The following is a 19,447-nucleotide window of genomic DNA, read 5'->3' on the forward strand; positions in this document are numbered from 1 at the left end:
GGCGGTGGGGTTTGGGGTGGGCGCGGCCGGCCGCCAGCGCGGGCCCGCCTATATCACAACCCTTGGGGGGGGTGGGGGGGGCCCGCGCCCCCCACCACCCACCCGTTCACCTGAAGGACGAGGAATGACCACCACCACGACCACTGACACTCCCGCGCTCTCCCAGCGCCTGCGCCAGGTCTCCTTTGGAGGCCACACCGACTCGGGCGACTCAGGACCCTCGCACTACTACGACGCGTACACGCGCGGCGGGCTCACCCCCGAGGGCGCCGCGGCGCAGGCCGTGCATCACTACTACATCTACCGCTCCCTGGAGCAGACGGCCGAGAAACAGCGCGAACGTCTCGGCGACGACTTCGCCTTCTGGCTTCCTGAACTGCATCGTCTGCCTTCGCTCCGAGCAGATCTGGAGCACTGGCTCGGAGACGGCGCCGTTGACCGCATCGAATTCCCGGAGGGCCTGCGCCCGTACACCGATCGCATCGACGAGAACGCCGGCGACTCTCTGCCGCACTACGTCGCACACCAGTACACCCGCTACCTGGCCGACCTCTCGGGCGGGCAGCAGATCGGCGAGATGCACCGCCGCGCATACGGCCTCGAACGAGGTGCCGGAGCGACGTTCTACGAGTTCTCCGAGATCCCCGACCCCGCCGCCTTCAAAGTGCGCTACCGAGAGCTGCTGGATGCCGCATCGTTCAGCGAGGACGAGATCCGTCTCATCGAAGACGAGGTCCGACTTGCGTACCGGATGAACAATCAGGTGTTCGCCGATCTCGACGCACGCTTCGAGGAGTACCGGGCATGACGCGCCTGCGCCCAGCAGCAGCCGCTTCCCTTGTCGTCCTGCTCGCGCTGACCGGTCTCCTCAGCGCCTGTGCACCGGGCGATGACGCATCGACCGCGTCGCCGACGGCATCCGAATCCGTCGAGACTCCCGGCATCTCTCTCGCGGAGCTCGAAGTCGCTGAGGTGGATCTCGCCGTCGGCGATGTGCTGACCGTGCTGGTGGACACTCCCGGTGTGTCATGGCGCGCGGAGAGCTCCGATCCGCTGGTGCTCGAGGTCGATGACCCGGGCAGCGGTGACGCGACCAGGAACGTATCGATCACCGCCGTCGCCGAGGGAAGCGCATCGCTCGTCTTCACCGGCGATGGCGATGAGGCGTACGAGGTCATTCGCGAGCTGGACGTCTCGGAATGAGACGCGGTGGGATGCTGGGGGCGGCAGCACTCGCGGTCGTGCTGATGCTGTCGCCCTCGGCGGCCTTCGCAGCGGATGACGGGGCGGCTGATGACGGGGTGACTGAGGCGATCGGCACGGGGGTCCAGGTGGCGTTCCCGGTGCAGGGCGACACCGCCGTCTACCTGCTCGGCCGGGCTGCTCCGGTCTCGGCGACGGTCACGCCGGCAGGGGCGACCGGAATAGTTGAGTTCTACGACGGCGAAGTGCTGCTGGGATCGGCCCAGGTCGACGGCGAAGGGCGCGCCGCGATCGAGACCGATGACTGGGCCGGTTCCGGCGCGAGGTCGGTGACGGCGCGCTTCCTGCCCGATTCGAGCACCCACCTCCCGTCGGCATCCGCATCGATGACCTACCGTGTCGTCGACACGGATCGCATGGTGCCGGATGTTGTCGTGGGGGAGCCCGTCGCCGAGATCACCGGCGCGACCCTCGATTGGAGCATCGCGAACATCTGGTTCAGCAATTTCTCGGTGGGCTTCGAGCGCCAGGTCCTCTCCGGCGACATCACGCTCCCCGAGTCGTCACCCGGCAGCACCCTCGACGAGCTTCGCGCGTACTACAGCCGGCCGTTCACCTTCCATGGCGGCATCGGGAGCACGGATGCCGCCGGCGCCAGCACCATCTCCTTCAGCGGATCCGCGCAGCTGACCAGCGGATCCGCGAACACCTGGGTCTTCACCGATCCCCAGGTGCTCATCGGCGCCGACGGCGACGGGTACATCACCGCAGAGTTCTCCGGCTTCTACCGGATCGGCAGCCTCGATCAGGCCTACGGTCCCGTGCGAGTTGCGATCGCCACCTTCTCGGGCGCGACCTCGCACCCCGGGGCGGACGGAACGACGGTGCTGCAGACACCCCTGAACTGGGAGGGGCAGGCAGGCGGAGCGGGAACGTGGGCCAACGGCTTCGACTCATCGTTCCCGAACGAGTTCGTCGCGCTGCTGAACCCCGGCATCAACCTGTTCTTCGCGGGCAGCGGGGTCTCCACCGATTCCTCGAAGGAGCCGTTGCCGATCACACTGTCGTACCTGTCGGAACAGATCACGGCTGCGCCGGTCATCGCCTCTTCTCCGCAGAGCATCCATGTCGCCGAGGGCGCGGATGCCGCGTTCACGGTTGATGTCGCAGCGAGCGCGCCGTACTCGGTGCGCTGGCAGCGGTTCAGCGACGGCGACTGGGCCGATATTCCCGGTGCCATCGGAGAGCGTCTGGTGATCGCGGAGGTCAACGCCGTCCAGGATGGCGAGAGGTATCGGGCCGTGGTCACCGGAGACGGATTCGAGCTGTTCTCGGAGCCGGCGGTTCTCACCGTCGCCCTCGCGGCCGAACCGCCCGTGTCCTCCGACGAAGACGGCGGTGACGCCATCGAGGTCGCCACGGGAGGCGCCGCGGATCCTGCTGGCCATGCTTCGGGCTCACGCGACGCGGCTCTCGCGACGACGGGGGCGGAGCCCGCGACGGCGCTGATCGTGGCGGGGATCCTCGGTCTCATCGCAGGAGGCGTTCTTCTCATGCGCCGACGCTCCGCACGAGGATGACGGCACGATGACGACGGCACGATGATGACGGAGGGCGCTCTGATGACAGGCATCCGGGAGGATGACGAGTTCACCGCACTGTGGGAGAGCGCCCCCGATGCCGCGCAGGAGGAGGACCTCCTGCCTCCTGTGCCGGGTCGTCGCAGTGCGGGGCTGATGGCACTCGTGGTGCTCTGCGGATGCGGCGGATTCATCACCATCGCCCTGGCCGTACTCCTTCTCGTCACTGGCCAGGACTCACCGGCGCCGGCCGTCGATCCGTCTCCGGCCATCATCAGCGTCCCCGTCGAGTCGGCACCGACCGATGCACCGTCACCGACCCCGGATCCGGCATCCATGACACCTGCCCCCGTCACCGGGCTGGCGGATCCGCGCTGGGTCGCGCGAGTGTCCGATGCCTCCGGCATCCCGGCACGCGCGCTCGACGCGTATGCGGGAGCCGCGATCGCCGTCTCCGACGTGTACCCGCGGTGCGGACTCGGCTGGAACACGCTCGCCGCGATCGGACTGGTGGAGTCCGACCACGGCGCCGCGCAGGGCGCGGTGCTGGGCGGCGACGGCGTCGTGTCTCCGTCGATCGTGGGCATCGCGCTGGACGGCACGGCGAGCGCGCACATCGCCGACACGGACGGCGGTCGCCTCGATGGCGACCAGGTCTGGGACAGAGCCGTTGGTCCGATGCAGTTCATCCCCGGCACCTGGGAGATCTACGGGCGGGACGGCAACGCGGATGGACGGCGCGACCCCGATCAGATCGACGATGCGGCACTGGCCGCCGCTCACTATCTGTGCGATGTGGGCGGCGACCTCACCGTTGCGCAGAACTGGATCACGGCCGTCGCCGACTACAACCCGAACATCGACTACAACCATCGTGTCGCCGAAGCCGCCGACGTGTACGCCGCGTACGGCTGAGCCTCGCGCGGGGTCGCCCTTCCCGCTGGATCAGAGCGCCCGGCGGGGAATGATGATCGGACGCCCGGTGTCCTCGTCGCGGAACACGCGGACGGGCGTGTCATAGACGTCCTCGACGCGTTCCGCAGTGAGCACCTCGTCCGGGCTGCCGTGGGCGACCAGGCGGCCGTCCGCGAGGATCGCCACCACGTCGGCGTACGCGGCGGCGAGCGACAGATCGTGCAGCACGACGATCACGGCGCGCCCCTCGATCGCGAGGCCCCGCGCGATGCGCAGCACGTCCTCCTGGTGCCGCAGGTCGAGCGCGGCCGTCGGCTCGTCGAGCAGGACGATGCGGGAGTCCTGTGCGAGCACGCGGGCGAGCGAGACTCGTGCCTTCTCGCCTCCGGACAGCGTCGGAAACGCCCGCGAGGCCAGGTGCCGCACGTCCGTGGCGGCGATCGCGTCTTCGATGGCGCGTGGATCGTCATCCGAGCGATCGGTGCCGATCCACGGAGCCCTTCCCATCTCGATCACCTGCTGCGCGGTGAACGAGAACGCGACCTGGTTCGACTGCAGCAGGACGGCCCTGGCTCGGGCGAGTTCCTTCGGGTTCCACTCGCCGAGAGCGCGGTCGTCCAGATTCACGACCCCTGCTGTCGGCGCCAGGTCGCCCGCGAGCAGCCCCAGAAGCGTTGATTTGCCGGCGCCGTTGGGTCCCACGAGAGCGAGCACCTCGCCATAGCGGACGTCCATGCCGACGTCCTCCACGAGGGTGACGCCGCCTACTCGATAGCTCACGGATTCGAGACGCTGGGCGCACCCCAGGCTCAGCTGACGGGTCATCCCCAACCTCCGGCCTGGCGCCGGCTGCGCCGGATCAGCCAGTAGAAGAACGGTCCTCCGATGAGCGAGGTGAGCATGCCGATCGGCAGATCGGATGCGACCACGAGTGTCCGGGCGAGCAGATCGGCCCACACGAGCAGAGCAGCGCCGCCGAGTACTGACACCGTGAGCAGCCAGCGATGGGAGGGGCCGAGGAGCATGCGCACGAGATGGGGCACGACGAGTCCGACGAATGCGATGATGCCGACGAAGGCGACGCCGACGCCGGTCATGAGCGCGACGATCACGACCGAGACGATCCGCAGGCGCTCCACCTTGATCCCGAGGTGGGCCGCGGTGCGGTCGCCGAGCGAGAGCAGGTCGTACTGCGGCGCCAGCAGGAGGGCGACCGCGATCGCCGCGAGTCCGACGACGGCGACGATGAAGACCTCGTCCCAGCGGGATCCGTTGAGGGAGCCGAGCTGCCAGAAGACGATCTGCTCACGACTCTGCGTGTCGCCGAGGAAGGTGATGAGGGCGAGACCCGCACCCGCGAAGGCGTTGATCGCGATGCCCGTGAGCAGCAGTGTGACGACCTCGGTGCGTCCTTGCGCGCGGGCGGTCGCGTACACGACGAAAGTCGCGGCGAGTCCTCCGAGGAAGGCGAAGGCAGCGACGGTCCAGCCGCCGAGGAATGACAGCCCGAAGGTGATCGCCGTGGCAGCGCCCAGCGCCGCACCGGAGGACACTCCGACCACACCCGGCTCGGCGAGGGGGTTGCCGAACACCGCCTGCATCACGCCTCCGGCGACGGCGAGGGCTGCGCCGACGAGCAACGACATGATCACGCGGGGGAAGCGGATCTGCCACAGGGTCTGCTCGATGAGCGGGTCCTCCGGCGCCCACGCGTTATCGATCCCGACGCCGCGCAGGAGAGATCCGATCACCTGGCCCGGGCCGATCGGCAGCTGCCCGAGGCTCGCGGACAGCAGGATGCCGACGGCGAGCAGCACGATCATCACCACGATGACGATGACACGTCTGCTCCAGCGCGATCGGACGCTCGGCCCAGCTTCGATCTGGGTGAGGTCGCGGTTCATTCGTCGTCGGTGCCGGCCGAGTCGGTGCCGACGGAGTCCGGTGCATAGATCGCTCGCGCGAGTGCGTCGACCACCGCTGCCGAACGGGGGCCGAAGGAGAGGATCGCGCCGTCTTCCATATCGACGATGCGGCGTTTCTCACCTGCCGTTGTGAGAGCGACGGCAGGTTTCTCCTGCAGCAGGCCGTCTACGCCGCCGACGGACTCGATGCCGCCCGTCATGGTGAGGATCAGATCGGGGTCGGCTGCGACGAGCGCCTCATCGGTCATCGGCCGCATACCCTCCCAGCCGAGCTCGCCTGCGACGTCCACGCCGCCGAGCGCGGAGATGAGATCGTCCGCCCCGGATTCGGAGCCGAACAGGTAATAGACGCCGGCGTTGCCGCGCAGGTAGAGGAACAGGATCCGCAGGCGGTCCGCCTCGTCGTCGGGGACGAGTTCGGCCACCTCGGCGATGGTCGCATCGATCTCCTGCCCGATCCGTTCGGCCAATTTCTCGCCGGCCTCGGGCGCACCGTAAACGCCTGCCACCTGGCGCACCAGATCCTGGGCGCCCTGGAACGAGGGGTCGTTGTCCACGAACACGACAGTGATGCCGACATCCCGCAACTGCTCGATGACATCGCGCGGGCCGACGGTGCCGTCGGTGATGACGACGTCGGGAGCGAGGGCGATGATCGATTCGGCGTTGACTGTGTGGCCACCGGAGGTGACCCGTTCGAGGTCCTCCGTGCCGGAGAACGTCGTCGACTGGTCGACGCCGACAAGAGTCTCGCCGAAGCCCAGCGCCCAAACGCTCGCCGCTATCGACCCGGCGAGATCCACGGCGACCACGCGCTCGGTCTCGGTGATCTCGAACTGCTCTTCGTCGCCCGTCTGGGTGTAGGAGGTGACGGTCGTGGGCAGCTGCTGCTCAGGATCCGCGGTGATCGGCTCGATCGCCGCGTCGAGCAGCACAGCCGTGGAGGGGCCCTCGTGGGCATGCGGATCCTCGAGCGCCGTGATCTCCGACAGTGCAGGCTGCTGTGACGTGCCCTCTTCGACGGAGCCGTGCACGGTGCCGGAGCATCCGGCCATCAGCACCAGGACGGCGGCGAGGCCTGCGACCAGCGCGACGCGACGCCGCCGGGGCATGACAGTCACTGCGCGTCCGCCGGAGGATCGACGGGGGTGCGGTCCGCGTCCGAAGCCGACTCTGGGGCAGGCCGGGGCCGGCGACCGCCGAGCAGCAGCCCGGTGGTCAGCCCGATGACGATGAGGGCCACGCCGCCGATCACGATCGGCAGCCACGGGATGTCGGTCTCCTCTTCGGCGATCGGTGCGGCAGCGACGGGCTCCTCGGCAACGGGCTCCTCGGAGATCGTCGACACCCCGGTGTCGCAGCCGTCGAGCTCGAGCGTGACGCTCACGGGATCGAGCTCGACCCCGGCCTCGTAGAAGCCCGCGAAGGCCGCAGCGCCTGAGTTCGTCAGCGTCGTCGGCTGCTCGGCGATATCGAGCACGCCGTCTGAAGGGATGAGATCCCCGTCGAGGGTGATATCGCCGACCCACTCCTGGGCGGTGTCGACGGCGACCTCGCCCTCCATGTCGGTGCTGCGGGCGTCGAGCAGGAGAGCGGCGCTGCCGCCGCTCTCGAACTCCACGGTGGGGTTCGCCAGCGTGAGGTCGAGAACGCCGTCGTGTCCCGTGAAGTGCACGGTTCCCACGAAGGACACTGATCCCGTTCCCGTCTCGGGATCGAAGGTTCCGGTGCCGCCGGTCCACACGAACTCGGGCGTCTCGTAGTCGGCGCCGTCAGACGTCTCCCACGACCCGTTCGCGATCGATCCGCTGATGTAGGCCCGGAAACTCTCCTTCACGCCCCAGCTCAGCGTGCTGCCGGTCACCTCGCACGCGGCATCGGAGGTCTGAGCGGATGCTGCGGTCGGAGCGACCAGCAGCGCCGAACCCGCAAGGGCGGCCGCGGCCGCCAGTACGCCGATGCGGGAGACGAGATTCGAGTTCATGCGAAGTCCTTCTGCTGTGTCTGGTTGGAGCGCCGTTGCCGGATCGCCAGCACGCTGGTGCATCCGGCGATGGAGACGAGGCTCAGCGCGATCACCCACCACTCCCAGAGCGCCATGCCGCCCGATGGCAGAGGAAGCAGCGCGGCCGCGGCGGGCGTGGCCACCTCGGGAGCGGCGGAGGAGAACGTCGTCGACGCGGACTTCTTCTCCAGGATGTCGATCTCGGCCCCGGCATCCGCACTTCCCTGCAGAGTGAGGACATGGTCGCCCGTGCCCGAGTCGGGGAGCGTGCCGGACCAGTGCACCTGGCCGTCCTCATCGGCGCTCGCGGCGTCGTCGAGCACGATGGGCTCCGCGTCGGCGCCGCTCGGGTAGAGGACGACGAGTACGCCGCTGTCACCGGGGTCGAAGCCCGACGCCTGCACCTGGATGCGCCCGCCCTCGCGGATCCGGTCGGCGGGCGTGAGCACTTCGAGACCGTCCGTGCTCGGCGGCGTCGCCGCGGCTTCGTAACCGCTCTCGGAGTCGCCCGCCGAGGTGGTGCCGAACGTCTGGCTGCTCGGGGTGCCCACGGTGAAGCTGAGGTCGTTGAAGGTGATGCTGTTCTGGCTGCCGCCTCCGGGGCCGCCGGTGAGCGATCCGCGGACGGCGACTCCCGACCAGGTGACCTCGCCGTTCTCGCCGACCGACTTCGTCGCCGACGACAGGTCCAACGCGTAGGACGAAGAGCCGAAGCTCGCCGTGTTCCCGGTGTGGAGCGTGGCGGAGCCGGGGCCAGATACCGTGATCGACGGATTCGACACGCTGAACATCGTCATGCCGTAGCCCTGGAAGCTGACCACGCCCGAGTAGTTCACGGTCCCCGTCTGCGTCTCGGCGTTCCAATCGCCGCCTTCAGCCTGCGGGAACAGGTAGCCGTCCCCCACGCCGCTGGAGGAGATGGATCCCTTCGCGCAGTGCGAGTATCCGAAACGCTCGATGCCGGCGCAGGTCGTGTAGGCGACGAACGCGCTGGAGACGCCCCAGGTCAGTGAACCGGCGGATGCTGTGCTTCTGGCGCTCGCGGGTGCTGCCTGCTGCTGCGAATCGTTCGTCTCGTTCCCCGCTGGTGTGGTCGGAGGCTCGCTGGTGTCGATGTCGCTCGGCGCGCCGATCGTGAACGTGACGCGATCCAGCGCTTCGCCGGGACTGTAGAACTCGTGCCCCTGATAGGAGAAGAACTGCGCACCGGCACTGGTCAGCGTCGTGGCGGCGCTGCTGAATCGCACGGCGTCCCCGTCCAGCTGCTGCTTCGTGGCGGTGGACAGGTCGATGGTCGCGAACGTGATGGTGGAGCCTCGGTAGTCGATCCGCAGGTCGGCACTGGATGCGCTCGTCACCCGGATCTGCGGGTTCGCGACAGTGTGGTTCAGTGCGCCGCTGTGTCCGTAGAAGGTCGCCTGTCCGGCGTACTGCACGGTGCCGGTCTGCCCGTTCCAGTCGGTGCCGGATGAGGCCTGCGGGAAGGTGAAGACACCGTTGCCGGCAGCCTGCTGCGCTCCTTCGGCCACCGTGATGCGGCCGTTCGCGATGTTCCCGGTGACATAGCTGCGGAAGTTGCTCTTCACGCCCCACTGCAGGCTGCCTTCGGTCGATCGCTCCGTCACGGTGATCGCCACCGGATCGGATGTCGAGTCCGCATACGCTTGGTCATCGGGTGCGAAGTACGCGGTGATGCGGTGGTCGCCGACCGGCAGTTTCGTCCGTAGCGCGGCAGTGCCGTCGGCCGTGCGCACGGCGGCGTCGAGGGGGTCGGCGCCGCGCAGGAACGTGACCGTGCCTGCGATGTCCGGGGTGACCGTCGCGGTCAGCGTGATCTCCTGGTCCGCATATGCCGAGGCGGTGTCGGCGGAGAGCGTGACGATGGCCCTGTCCGGCGCGCCGGTGGGGAACAGCGCATCCCAGTCGATCACGATGTCGGCACGCGCATACAGATTCTCGTCGGTCGGGAACGACCGCGACGGCCATGAGATGACCTCGTACTCGGTCCCGGTGTTCAGATCGGCGGCGGGGACGGCCAGCGTTTCGCTGACCCTGCCGTCGGCGTCGATGTTCGCCGAGATCGCGGCCTGTGTGTCCTCCACTGCCGCCAGATCCGACCCCTTCTCGATCACCGTGAAGTACGCGTGCGGGCCGTCCTGGCCGGGCAGCGCCTCCACATCGCCGTATCCGGCGCCCTCGATCGCGATGTCGATCCGCTCGTTCGGAACCTCGGTCACCCCGGTGGTGAACGACGGGGTCTCGGCCGCACTGGCCGCCGGTGCGGAGGTGATCGGGATGCCGATCGCGACGGCTGTCGCGATGACGAGGGCGAGGGTCTTGCGGGACCACGCGGATCGGGCCACGGAAATCACTTCCTACGGTTCTCGGGGACGTTCTCTCGTACAGCGGGTCGGATGCCTCTCCTCGCGATGAGAGAGGCATCCGACCCTTGGATCACAGCTCGCGTCAGACCTGATCGGCCGTCGCTGAGCGGCGTCGCGCCATCACGAGCACTCCCGCGCCCAACAGCATCAGCAGTGCCGCGGCCGAGAGTGCGATACCTGCTCCGTCGGTGCCGGTCACGGCGAGCTGGCCGTTCGCGGACCCGCCGTCGCCCGTCGCTGCGGTGTCGTTGCCGCCTGCGGTGCTGTTGCCGCCTGCGGTGCTGCCGTTGTCGTCCGCACCGTCGCCGTTGTCGTCGCCGCCTGCGCCGTTGTCGTCGCCTTCGTCGTCGGACCCGCCGGACTCTCCGTCCGCGGCGAGCACCTCGAAGACCGCGCTGTACGACGCGGAGGCGGATGCGAAGGTCACGGTGTGCTCACCGGGCTCGAAGTCCTCGGCGACGGTCCAGGTCGCCTGGGCGATGCCGTCCGCGTCGGCGACCGCAAGGTCCGGGAGCGTGATCGGGTCGGACTCGATCGTGACCTCGAACTCCGTGCCGGCCTCGACAGGGCTCAGCGAGAAGGTGACCTCGTCGCCCTGCGTGACCGAAGTGAGGGCCTCGCCGTCAGCACCGGTCACCGTCAAGACCGGCTCCTCCGGCTGCGGCGCCTCGGGGAAGAGGGCGTCCCAGTCGATGGTGATGTCGGCGCGGGCGTAGAGGTTGGCGTCGGTTGGGAAGGAGCGTGAGGGCCAGGAGATGACCTCGTAGCTCTTCGTCTGGTCGAGCTCCTCAGAGGGGATCGGCAGGACGTCGCTGACGTTGCCGTCTGCGTCGATCGTCGCGGAGATCGCCGACTGGGTGTCGGTCACATCCGAGAGGTCTGCGTCCTTCTCGATCAGCGTGAAGTACGCGTGCGGCTCGCTCTGACCGGGCAGCGCCACGACGTCGCCGTACCCGGAGCCTTCGATCGCGATGTCGATCCGGTCGTTCGCGACCTCGGTCACATCGGTCGTGAACGACGGGACGGCGGGCTGCGGCTCGACCGGCTCGGCGAACGCGAGGGTCGCCTTGGCATCCTGCGTGCGATCGGTCTGCGCCGTGTGGTTCGCTGCCGTGTACACGGCGGTAGCGCCATCGTTCAGCTGCTTGACGGTGTACTCGAGCTCGAAGGTGCCGTCCTCAGACGGCGTCACCAGCGCGGCGCCGTCGCGGCAGCCCAGAGCGAGCTGCCACAGGTCTGCGGGAAGATCGACATCCTCGCAGAGGAACACGTAGAGACCCTGCGCCGGGTTGTAGCCCTCGCCCGAGACGGTGACCGTGTCACCCTCCGGGTCCAGGTCCGTCGCGGGGGCGACGCTCAGCTGCGGGTCCCAGGTCGGCTCTTCCTCGGGGAAGAGTGCCGCCCAGTCGATCGTGATGTCGGCGCGGGCGTAGAGGGTCGCCTCGGTGGGGAAGGAGCGTGAGGGCCAGGAGATGATTTCGTACTCGGCTGTCGCGTCGAGCTCGTCGGCGGGAACGGAGAGCGTGTCGCTGACCGTGCCGTCCTCTGCGATGGAAGCCGAGATGGCGGTGTCGGCCTGGCCGACGTCGGCGAGATCCGAGCCCTTCTCGATCAGGGTGAAGTATGCGTGCGGCTCAGACTGGCCCGGCAGCGCCGGGACATCCTCGTAGCCGCTGCCCTCGATCGCGACATCGATCCGCTCATCGGGGACCTCGGTCACCTCGGCCGTGAACGACGGCACAGCGGGTGCCGGCGGCGCCTCGGGGAAGAGGGCGTCCCAGTCGATGGTGATGTCGGCGCGGGCGTAGAGGTTGGCGTCGGTTGGGAAGGAGCGTGAGGGCCAGGAGATGACCTCGTAGCTCTTCGTCTGGTCGAGCTCCTCAGAGGGGATCGGCAGGACGTCGCTGACGTTGCCGTCTGCGTCGATCGTCGCGGAGATCGCCGACTGGGTGTCGGTCACATCCGAGAGGTCTGCGTCCTTCTCGATCAGCGTGAAGTACGCGTGCGGCTCGCTCTGACCGGGCAGCGCCACGACGTCGCCGTACCCGGAGCCTTCGATCGCGATGTCGATCCGGTCGTTCGCGACCTCGGTCACATCGGTCGTGAACGACGGTGATTCCGCAGCCTGCGCGACAACCGGCAACGCCACACTTCCGAGTGCGAGTGCCGTTGTCGCGACGAGACTGAGAAGACGCCTTCTACCGCGTGCGCTGCGCGCCCGGGCGGGCACCGCCGCAACTGATGATTTTGCCATGTGATTGGTGATCCTTGCCGAGTAGACTCAGCGTGGCCGCACGGCCGCGCTGTTTTCAGGCGCGCCAATGGCGCGTGTCAGCCCGAGGCCGGCGGCCGGGAGCGGGCGCTGCTTCTTGGTAGGGAGGGCGCTCGCTCCGTCACACGACTCTGGGTAGAGTCTCGATCTCGGGTGGTCGGTGGGCCCGCATCCGCTCCTGTCTGAGCACGTTCACGGCTAAGGCCTACCTAACTTAGGCAATACTAAGCCATGCCGGTTGAATCTCACAACAGCGCACATGCCATACGGAACGAAGGAAACACATGACCAGCCCAGAGCGTCCCCGCCGCCCCCAACGCCCGCAGATCGTGCTCGAGGTCATCGAGCGCATCCGGCTCACCCCGCACCTGGTGCGGATCGTCGCCGGCGGCCCCGGCATCGCCGCCGTCGAGGAGAACGGCTTCACCGATGCGTACACGAAGATGCTGTTCGCGCCGGCCGAGGCAGGGCTCACGCCGCCGTACGACATGGAGCAACTGCGCGAAGAACTGCCGATCGAACTGCTGCCCTCGACGCGCACGTATTCGATCCGCCGGTTCGAGCTCGATGCCGGCCGGGTCTGGATCGACTTCGTCACCCACGGGGACGAGGGCGTCGCCGGGCCCTGGGCGACGAACGCACAGCCCGGTGATCCGGTCGTGCTCGGCGGGATCGGCGGCGGTTACGCTCCGGATGCCGCGGCCGACTGGCACCTGCTCGTCGGCGACGAGTCATCGATCCCGGCGATCGCGGCGGCTCTGGAGGCGATGCCGGCGGATGCCGTCGGCACGGCGCTCCTCGAGGTGCAGAACGAGTCCGAGCAGCTCGATCTGGTCGCCCCGGACGGGATCGAGGTGCGCTGGCTGCACCGCGGTGACAGCCAGGCGGGCACGACCGATCTGCTGGTCGACGCGGTGCGCGCACTGGACTGGCGAGACGGGCGGGTGCAGGTCTTCGCGCACGGCGAGCGCGGCGCGATGAAACAGTTGCGTCCGCACCTGACCGAGGAGCGCGGTCTCGACCGCACGCAGCTGTCGCTGTCGGCGTACTGGGCGCACGGGCGTCGTGAGGATGCGTTCCAGGCTGAGAAGCGCGAGACCGTCGGGCAGATCTGAGAGCGTGGGACAATGGAGGCATGTCCTCCCCCGAACCCCGTGAGACCGTCGAAGCGACCGTGCGGCGCGTGCCGCGCTACGGCGTGCTCATGGCGATCGGGGTCGTGCTGGGCATCATCGCTGCCGGCATCCTGACGATGGTCGGCAGCTACGAGCCGTCCGCGACGCTCGACGTCGTCTACCCGCCCGGGCAGGTCTTCGGGTTCACGCTGCTGTGGACGGCTCCGATCGGCCTGGCGCTCGGCGGCGTCGTGGCCATGGTGCTCGAGCGCATCGCCCGTCGGCACGACCGCGTCGTGCGCGTCGACCACGAGACGATCATCCCCGAGGACTGACCCGCTGCGGCATCCGTCGTTTCGGCTCGCCTCCGGCTCGCTCAACGCGTTTCGTCTCGCTTCGCTCGCTCAACGACCCGCAGGGAGTGCCACCGCTGGTCGTTGAGCGTAGGCGGCGAAGCCGCCGAAGACGAAACGCACTGAGCGAGCGAAGCGAGTCGAAGTGTCCACGCGGCCGCTCAGGCGAGCTCACCGATGATCGGGCGGATGGCGCCGTCGAACGCGACGACATCTCGCCGCAGACCGTCGGTCACGGCCACCGTCAGCGCGCCGATCCACCAGATCCCGCGCTGCGAGAACGGCAGCACCTGCACGTTCAGCTCGAAGGAGTGCGCGCGCCGGCCGACTTCCCGCTCGAACTCGGCGATCGCGCTGGCGTAGGCGCGGTACGCCCCACCACCGGTCGCCGTCTTCATGGCCTCGAAGTAGCGGTTGCGTGCCGCCTTCGCATAGGCCATCGCCGATGCCGCGAGCGGTGAGATCGCAGCACGCAGCTCTTCGGCGCCGCTGGCCGGCAGGGCGACGAGGGTCTCGAAGCCGTCGATGAGTTCCAGCGGACCCTCCGCCGGGTGCGTGCGCGGTTCGATCGTCATGTCCCAGTAGTTCCGCCACTGCTGCTCGAGCGCGGGGGTGGCGTCCACAGCATCCGGAGCGCGCACGTCCAGTTCGCGCAGCGCAGGCAGGTCGTCGGGCTCACGGATGCCGAGCATCTGCCGCAGCGCGAGCGCGACCAGCACCGGCACTGCGGCGTCCTCACGGATCAACCACTGGGGCTTGTCGGCCATGGCCCCATCCTAGGGAGGTCCTGCGAGCGGGGCAGGAACCGGATATCCGACTGTCCGCGCGGCGGTAGTCTTGTCTGGTGGCTGCCTCCTCCACCAATCCCTATTCCGAAGCCGGTGTCGACACCGCTGCCGGTGACCTCGCTGTCGAACTGATGAAGTCGTCCGTGCGCTCGACGCATGGCCCCGAAGTGCTCGGCGGTTTCGGCGGTTTCGCCGGACTGTTCGACGCCTCGTCGCTGCTCGGCTACACCAAGCCGCTGCTGGCGACCAGCACCGACGGCGTCGGCACGAAGGTCGCGATCGCGCAGGCCATCGACAAGCACGACACGATCGGTCAGGACCTCGTGGGCATGGTCGTCGACGACATCGTCGTGGTCGGGGCGAAGCCGCTGTTCATGACCGACTACATCGCCTGCGGCAAGGTCGTCCCCGAGCGCATCGCCGACATCGTCCGCGGCGTCGCCGACGCCTGCGCCGCCACTGGGACGGCCCTCGTCGGCGGCGAGACCGCAGAGCACCCGGGTCTGCTCGGACCGCGCGATTACGACGTCGCCGGCGCCGCCACCGGTGTCGTCGAGGCGGATGCTGTGCTGGGCTCCCACCGCGTCCAGGACGGCGATGTCGTGCTAGCCCTGGCATCGAGCGGCCTGCACTCCAACGGCTACTCGCTCGTGCGCCACATCGTCACGAACGCGGGCATCGGCTACGGCGACGCCGCAGCAGAATTGGGCACCACCTGGGGCGAGGCGCTCCTCGAGCCGACTCGTCTGTACACGCAGCCGCTGCTGCGTCTGATCGACGCGCTCGCCGATGGCAGCATCCATTCGCTCAGCCACGTCACCGGCGGCGGTATCGCCGCCAACCTCGCCCGCGTGCTGCCCGTCGGCAGTTGGGCAGAGGTCGACCGCTCGACCTGGTCGCCGAGCACGGTCTTCCGGGTGCTCGGCGACATCGCCGGCACCCCCCTCGAAGACACCGAAGGCACCTGGAACCTCGGCATCGGCTTCCTCGCCGTGATCGACCAGACCCAGAAAGATGCCGCGATCGCCGCTCTCGCGGTCGAGGGCATCGACGCCTGGCAGGTCGCGACGGTCTCCACCGGCGCGCGCCCCGCCGGCGAGTTCGAAGAGGGCGCCAAGGGCGTCGACGGCGGTGCGGTGCGCCTGGTCGGCGCATATGCGAACGGAGCGAAGTAACACCCCATGTGCGGAATCGTCGGAGTGGTCGCAGGCGGCCCGGTCAACCAGGACATCTACGACGCCCTCCTGCTTCTGCAGCACCGCGGGCAGGATGCCACGGGCATGGCGACCGCGGAGGCCAATGGCGTCATGCATATGGCCAAAGCCGAGGGCCAGGTGCGCGAGGCGTTCCGCACCCGCGACATGCGGTCCCTACTTGGCAACGTCGGTCTCGGGCATGTCCGCTACGCCACCAAGGGCACGGCATCCAGTGAGGAGGAGATGCAGCCGTTCTATGTGAACGCACCGTACGGCATCGTTCTCATTCACAACGGCAACCTCACGAACACACGCGAGCTCACCGCCGAGATGGCCAAGCGCGACCGGCGCCACCTGAACTCCTCCAGTGACACCGAGCTGCTCTTGAACGTGCTCGCCGGCGAGCTGCAGGCGACGACCTCCGATGTCGACCTCGACCCCGAGCGCATCTTCGAGGCGGTCAGCCGGACGCATGAGCGCATCGAGGGCGCGTATGCGACCATCGCCGTGATCGCCGGGTACGGTCTGTTGGCGTTCCGCGATCCCCATGGCATCCGCCCCCTGATCCTCGGCCGGCGCGACGGTGTCGAGCACGATGAATGGGTCGTCGCCAGTGAGTCGCTCGTCCTCGAGAACGGCGACTACGAGGTGGTCCGCGAGGTCGCACCCGGCGAGGCGGTGTTCATCACCGACACGGGCGAGCTGTTCACGCAGCAGTGCGCCGCGAACCCGACGCTCACCCCCTGCGCCTTCGAATACGTCTACCTCGCCCGCCCCGACTCGACCATGAACGGCATCGCCGTCTACGAGTCGCGTCTGCGGATGGGGGAGCGCCTGGCCGACACGATCGCCAAGCACGTGCCGCGCGAGAAGATCGACGTGGTCATGCCGATCCCCGACTCCGCCCGGCCCTCGGCGATGGAGGTCGCCCGCAAGCTCGGCATCGAGTACCGCGAGGGCTTCTACAAGAACCGCTACGTCGGTCGCACCTTCATCATGCCGGGCCAGGCCGTGCGCAAGAAGAGCGTTCGTCAGAAGCTCAACGCGATGTCGACCGAGTTCCGCGGCAAGAACGTGCTGCTGATCGACGACTCGATCGTGCGCGGCACGACGAGCAAGCAGATCATCCAGATGGCGCGGGATGCCGGTGCCCTCTCCGTCACGTTCGCATCCGCTGCACCGCCCGTGCGGTACCCGCACGTGTACGGCATTAACATGCCCTCCAAGCACGAGCTCATCGCGCACGGCCGGACGATCCCCGAGATCGCTCAGGAGCTCGGCGTCGACTACCTCGTGTACCAGGAGGTCGAGGATCTCAAGGCGTCCATTGTCGAGGGCTCCGACATCACCGACCTCGACATGAGCTGCTTCGACGGCCGCTACGTCACCGGCACCGTCACCGAGGAGTACCTCGACTGGGTGGAGAGCTCGCAGACGTCGTGACTGCCCCGCAGCCGCTCTGGCGAGGACGCGTGCTCGCCGTCCTCGGCATCCTGCTGTGCGCGTTCTCGCTGCGCTCGGCCGTCGCGTCGCTGTCGCCGCTGCTCGACTACGTTGCCGCAGACTTCGCGGTGCCCACGGCGATCGTCGGGCTCATCGGGACGGCCCCTCCGGTGTGCTTCGCGATCTTCGGACTGGCGACGCCGCTGTTCGAGCGACGATTCGGCATCGAACGCGTCACGGCAGTCGCGCTTCTCGTGATCACCGCAGGGCTCGTGCTGCGTGGGGTCTCCTTCGGAGCCGTCCCGCTGCTGCTCACGTCGGCGCTGATCTTCGCGGGCGTGGGGATGGGGAACATCCTCGTTCCGCCCCTGGTGAAGAAATACTTCCCCGATCGCATCGGCATGATGCTCACGCTGTACACGACGGCGATGGCGCTGTCGACGTTCCTGCCTCCGCTGGTCGCGGTGCCGATCGCGGATGCCGCCGGATGGCGCCTGTCGCTCGGGTTCTGGGGTGTGTTCGCGCTCGCTGGGGCGCTGCCGTGGATCCTGATGCTTGTGACCGGTCGGACCGCGGCGCAACCGGTTCCCTCCGCCCGGCCGACCGAGCCCGCATACCGCGACGCTGCGGACAGTGCCGACCCCGCTGAGCTGTCCACCGGACCGATCGTGACGACACCGGCGAGCTCGCGCGTGTTCGCCCGGCTGGTGCGGCTGCCGCTCGCGTGGGCGATCGCCGTCGTCTTCGGCACGTCGTCGACGATGGCCTACGTCTCGTTCGCGTGGCTCCCGGCTATCGTCACCGATGCCGCCGGGGTGTCACCCGCTGTGGCAGGGCTCCTGCTCTCGCTGTTCGCAGTCATGGGGCTGCCAGCCTCGCTGCTCGTGCCGGTGCTGGTGGTGCGCTTCCAGGCGACGCGCGCGCTGTTCGCGGTAGCCGTGTCCTGCGGTCTCATCGGGGTCGCCGGGCTGCTGTTCTGGTCCGACGCGGTCACGATCTGGCTGTGGACCGGACTCTTCGGGCTCGTCGGCATCCTGTTCCCGCTCGCGCTCGTGCTCATCAGCATCCGTGCCCGCACCCCCGAGAGTGCCGTGGCGCTGAGCAGCTTCGTGCAGAGCTCCGGCTACGTCTTCGCCGCGGTGTTCCCGCTGCTGATGGGCGTGCTGCACGAGACCACCGGCGGATGGACGATTCCGCTCCTCGTCATCGCAGCCGTCCTCGTGGTGGCGATCCCGTTCGGCCTGGTCGCCGGTCGACGGCGCACGGTCGAAGACGAGTGGGAGCGTCGACACGGGCGCTGGTGACGGCTGACCGTCGCCGGCACTTCCTCGTAGGTCCTACGAGGAGAAGTCAGGCCGTTTCGAGTTCGTCCTCGTCTTCGTCTGCGTATTCGTCGGCCCACTTGTCGACGTAGGCGTCCTCGTCATCTGACGGGTGAGCCAACTCTCGCTCAAGTGCGGACGTGTTCAAGGACGGACTGTATGCCTTGAGTTCGCGGGCGATTTTGGTGTGCTTCGCTTTTTGACGGCCACGGCCCATGCGCGAGACCCCCTTACGAGTTGGGCCCCGGGGTTTGGAAGCCCGGAGCATTTCACGACACCGGCGTGCGGCCGGTAAGAGTAGCATTTAGAATAGCACGAGGGCCAGGTCCTCTGGCCTTCGCCGGCAGGTGAAGGGAACGAAATCCATGACTGACCAGGCCTCCTCCTCGTCCGACGAATCGGCCCAGAACGCCGCACTCCAGAAGGCCGTGATCGTGGGCATGCAACCCGAACAGTCTTCTCACGTGTTGGAGGAGGCCGCGCGCTACGCGAAGCTGCTGAGCGCTCCGTTGATCGTCGTCCACGTCGATGTGACGCGCTTCGTGACGTACGAGGATCCGGACGGCTACGTGCACTCCGCCCCGATCGATCTGAACGTCGAGGCCGGGGCCGCCGAGTTCGACGAGGTGCAGGCCGCCGCAGCATCCGCCCTCGAGGGGAGCGGGCTCGAATGGACGGCCCGCCAGCTGGTCGGAGACCCGGCCCTGGCGATCAAGCAGCTCGCGAACAAGGTCGACGCGCGGCTCATCGTCGTCGGTACCCGCAAGCGGGGTCTCGGCGAGTCCATCCGCGAGTTCTTCACCGGCTCGGTGGCCGCCCGGCTCGCCCACCGTCAGCACCGTTCCGTGCTGGTGGTGCCGCTGGAGGAGGCCGTCTCCGACGACCAGTCCGAGATCTGGACGGAGTAGCCAGCGCGGCTTCGTCTCGCCGCGCTCGCTCAACGACC

At 68.4% G+C, this 19,447-nt stretch carries 18 protein-coding genes; 10 read left to right on the top strand and 8 right to left on the bottom strand.

The window, feature by feature from the left end; genetic code table 11:
• The first annotated feature begins 124 nt into the window (after window positions 1–124).
• From ACTICP_RS05470 to ACTICP_RS05485, 4 genes are read left to right on the top strand one after another with little or no spacing between them, the layout of a single operon-like run.
• On the top strand, window positions 125–808 hold the full coding sequence (locus tag ACTICP_RS05470) for a heme oxygenase (biliverdin-producing) (RefSeq protein ID WP_441890295.1): 684 nt from the start codon (window positions 125–127) through the stop codon (window positions 806–808).
• Window positions 805–1,203 (top strand): hypothetical protein, encoded by a 399-nt coding sequence (locus ACTICP_RS05475; protein WP_441890297.1) that lies wholly within the window; start codon window positions 805–807, stop codon window positions 1,201–1,203. Before ACTICP_RS05470 ends, ACTICP_RS05475 begins: the two co-directional genes overlap by 4 nt.
• 11 nt (window positions 1,204–1,214) lie before the next feature.
• Complete coding sequence (locus ACTICP_RS05480) at window positions 1,215–2,783, top strand: Ig-like domain-containing protein (RefSeq protein WP_441890299.1); 1,569 nt, start codon at window positions 1,215–1,217, stop codon at window positions 2,781–2,783.
• 42 nt (window positions 2,784–2,825) lie between these two features.
• Window positions 2,826–3,698 carry a lytic murein transglycosylase gene (locus tag ACTICP_RS05485; RefSeq protein WP_441890301.1) on the top strand — a complete coding sequence of 291 codons (873 nt, stop codon included), beginning with the start codon at window positions 2,826–2,828 and terminating at the stop codon, window positions 3,696–3,698.
• A gap of 30 nt (window positions 3,699–3,728) precedes the next feature.
• Here the strand turns inward: ACTICP_RS05485 and ACTICP_RS05490 are convergent, their stop codons facing one another.
• The 6 genes from ACTICP_RS05490 to ACTICP_RS05515 form a co-directional block, all read right to left on the bottom strand.
• Window positions 3,729–4,523, bottom strand: a complete 795-nt coding sequence (locus tag ACTICP_RS05490; protein WP_441890303.1) for a heme ABC transporter ATP-binding protein — start codon at window positions 4,521–4,523, stop codon at window positions 3,729–3,731.
• On the bottom strand, window positions 4,520–5,602 hold the full coding sequence (locus tag ACTICP_RS05495) for a FecCD family ABC transporter permease (RefSeq protein ID WP_441890305.1): 1,083 nt from the start codon (window positions 5,600–5,602) through the stop codon (window positions 4,520–4,522). Before ACTICP_RS05495 ends, ACTICP_RS05490 begins: the two co-directional genes overlap by 4 nt.
• Window positions 5,599–6,735 carry a heme/hemin ABC transporter substrate-binding protein gene (locus ACTICP_RS05500; protein WP_441838864.1) on the bottom strand — a complete coding sequence of 379 codons (1,137 nt, stop codon included), beginning with the start codon at window positions 6,733–6,735 and terminating at the stop codon, window positions 5,599–5,601. The genes ACTICP_RS05495 and ACTICP_RS05500 overlap by 4 nt, the downstream gene beginning before the upstream one ends.
• A 5-nt stretch (window positions 6,736–6,740) precedes the next feature.
• Window positions 6,741–7,607 (bottom strand): HtaA domain-containing protein, encoded by an 867-nt coding sequence (locus tag ACTICP_RS05505; protein ID WP_441838860.1) that lies wholly within the window; start codon window positions 7,605–7,607, stop codon window positions 6,741–6,743.
• The gene (locus tag ACTICP_RS05510; protein ID WP_441838862.1) at window positions 7,604–9,991 is read right to left on the bottom strand and encodes an HtaA domain-containing protein; all 2,388 of its coding nucleotides are present in this window, start codon (window positions 9,989–9,991) and stop codon (window positions 7,604–7,606) included. Before ACTICP_RS05510 ends, ACTICP_RS05505 begins: the two co-directional genes overlap by 4 nt.
• A gap of 103 nt (window positions 9,992–10,094) precedes the next feature.
• Window positions 10,095–12,266, bottom strand: a complete 2,172-nt coding sequence (locus ACTICP_RS05515; RefSeq protein WP_441890308.1) for a hypothetical protein — start codon at window positions 12,264–12,266, stop codon at window positions 10,095–10,097.
• A 302-nt stretch (window positions 12,267–12,568) separates the two neighbouring features.
• Here ACTICP_RS05515 and ACTICP_RS05520 point away from each other — a divergent pair, with 302 nt between their 5' ends.
• Window positions 12,569–13,399 carry a siderophore-interacting protein gene (locus ACTICP_RS05520; RefSeq protein ID WP_441890310.1) on the top strand — a complete coding sequence of 277 codons (831 nt, stop codon included), beginning with the start codon at window positions 12,569–12,571 and terminating at the stop codon, window positions 13,397–13,399.
• 20 nt (window positions 13,400–13,419) lie between these two features.
• Window positions 13,420–13,734: a potassium transporter Trk gene (locus tag ACTICP_RS05525; RefSeq protein ID WP_441890311.1), complete on the top strand. Its 315-nt coding sequence runs from the start codon at window positions 13,420–13,422 to the stop codon at window positions 13,732–13,734.
• A 179-nt stretch (window positions 13,735–13,913) separates the two neighbouring features.
• Here the strand turns inward: ACTICP_RS05525 and ACTICP_RS05530 are convergent, their stop codons facing one another.
• Window positions 13,914–14,519, bottom strand: coding sequence for a zinc-binding alcohol dehydrogenase (locus ACTICP_RS05530; RefSeq protein ID WP_441890313.1), 606 nt, complete (start codon window positions 14,517–14,519; stop codon window positions 13,914–13,916).
• Between the two features lie 77 nt (window positions 14,520–14,596).
• Here ACTICP_RS05530 and purM point away from each other — a divergent pair, with 77 nt between their 5' ends.
• Genes purM through ACTICP_RS05545 form a run of 3 tightly spaced genes read left to right on the top strand, consistent with a single transcriptional unit; the run spans window position 14,597 to window position 18,483 of the window.
• Window positions 14,597–15,715: a phosphoribosylformylglycinamidine cyclo-ligase gene (purM, locus tag ACTICP_RS05535; protein WP_441890315.1), complete on the top strand. Its 1,119-nt coding sequence runs from the start codon at window positions 14,597–14,599 to the stop codon at window positions 15,713–15,715.
• Window positions 15,716–15,721: 6 nt separating this feature from the next.
• Complete coding sequence (gene purF / locus ACTICP_RS05540) at window positions 15,722–17,179, top strand: amidophosphoribosyltransferase (protein ID WP_441890317.1); 1,458 nt, start codon at window positions 15,722–15,724, stop codon at window positions 17,177–17,179.
• Entirely contained in the window at window positions 17,176–18,483 is a 1,308-nt protein-coding gene (locus ACTICP_RS05545; protein ID WP_441890319.1) for an MFS transporter, read from the top strand. Before purF ends, ACTICP_RS05545 begins: the two co-directional genes overlap by 4 nt.
• A 46-nt stretch (window positions 18,484–18,529) precedes the next feature.
• On the opposite strand, the gene ACTICP_RS05550 is transcribed toward ACTICP_RS05545, so the two are convergent.
• Window positions 18,530–18,718, bottom strand: coding sequence for a DUF3073 family protein (locus ACTICP_RS05550; protein WP_441890320.1), 189 nt, complete (start codon window positions 18,716–18,718; stop codon window positions 18,530–18,532).
• Window positions 18,719–18,866: 148 nt separating this feature from the next.
• Here ACTICP_RS05550 and ACTICP_RS05555 point away from each other — a divergent pair, with 148 nt between their 5' ends.
• Window positions 18,867–19,409, top strand: coding sequence for a universal stress protein (locus tag ACTICP_RS05555; protein WP_441890322.1), 543 nt, complete (start codon window positions 18,867–18,869; stop codon window positions 19,407–19,409).
• Window positions 19,410–19,447: the final 38 nt, after the last annotated feature.

Origin of the sequence: Microbacterium sp. (assembly GCF_052102115.1) — a bacterium.
In the GTDB taxonomy this organism is placed as follows: domain Bacteria; phylum Actinomycetota; class Actinomycetes; order Actinomycetales; family Microbacteriaceae; genus Microbacterium.

Coding starts and splice junctions, on each gene's coding strand:
- ACTICP_RS05555 (WP_441890322.1), top strand. CDS start 18,867: ATGACTGACCAGGCCTCCTCCTCGTCCGACGAATCGGCCCAGAACGCC.
- ACTICP_RS05485 (WP_441890301.1), top strand. CDS start 2,826: ATGACAGGCATCCGGGAGGATGACGAGTTCACCGCACTGTGGGAGAGC.
- ACTICP_RS05520 (WP_441890310.1), top strand. CDS start 12,569: ATGACCAGCCCAGAGCGTCCCCGCCGCCCCCAACGCCCGCAGATCGTG.
- ACTICP_RS05530 (WP_441890313.1), bottom strand. CDS start 14,519: ATGGCCGACAAGCCCCAGTGGTTGATCCGTGAGGACGCCGCAGTGCCG.
- ACTICP_RS05470 (WP_441890295.1), top strand. CDS start 125: ATGACCACCACCACGACCACTGACACTCCCGCGCTCTCCCAGCGCCTG.
- ACTICP_RS05550 (WP_441890320.1), bottom strand. CDS start 18,718: ATGGGCCGTGGCCGTCAAAAAGCGAAGCACACCAAAATCGCCCGCGAA.
- ACTICP_RS05490 (WP_441890303.1), bottom strand. CDS start 4,523: ATGACCCGTCAGCTGAGCCTGGGGTGCGCCCAGCGTCTCGAATCCGTG.
- purF (WP_441890317.1), top strand. CDS start 15,722: ATGTGCGGAATCGTCGGAGTGGTCGCAGGCGGCCCGGTCAACCAGGAC.
- ACTICP_RS05495 (WP_441890305.1), bottom strand. CDS start 5,602: ATGAACCGCGACCTCACCCAGATCGAAGCTGGGCCGAGCGTCCGATCG.
- ACTICP_RS05515 (WP_441890308.1), bottom strand. CDS start 12,266: ATGGCAAAATCATCAGTTGCGGCGGTGCCCGCCCGGGCGCGCAGCGCA.
- ACTICP_RS05525 (WP_441890311.1), top strand. CDS start 13,420: ATGTCCTCCCCCGAACCCCGTGAGACCGTCGAAGCGACCGTGCGGCGC.
- ACTICP_RS05480 (WP_441890299.1), top strand. CDS start 1,215: ATGCTGGGGGCGGCAGCACTCGCGGTCGTGCTGATGCTGTCGCCCTCG.
- ACTICP_RS05475 (WP_441890297.1), top strand. CDS start 805: ATGACGCGCCTGCGCCCAGCAGCAGCCGCTTCCCTTGTCGTCCTGCTC.
- ACTICP_RS05500 (WP_441838864.1), bottom strand. CDS start 6,735: ATGCCCCGGCGGCGTCGCGTCGCGCTGGTCGCAGGCCTCGCCGCCGTC.
- ACTICP_RS05505 (WP_441838860.1), bottom strand. CDS start 7,607: ATGAACTCGAATCTCGTCTCCCGCATCGGCGTACTGGCGGCCGCGGCC.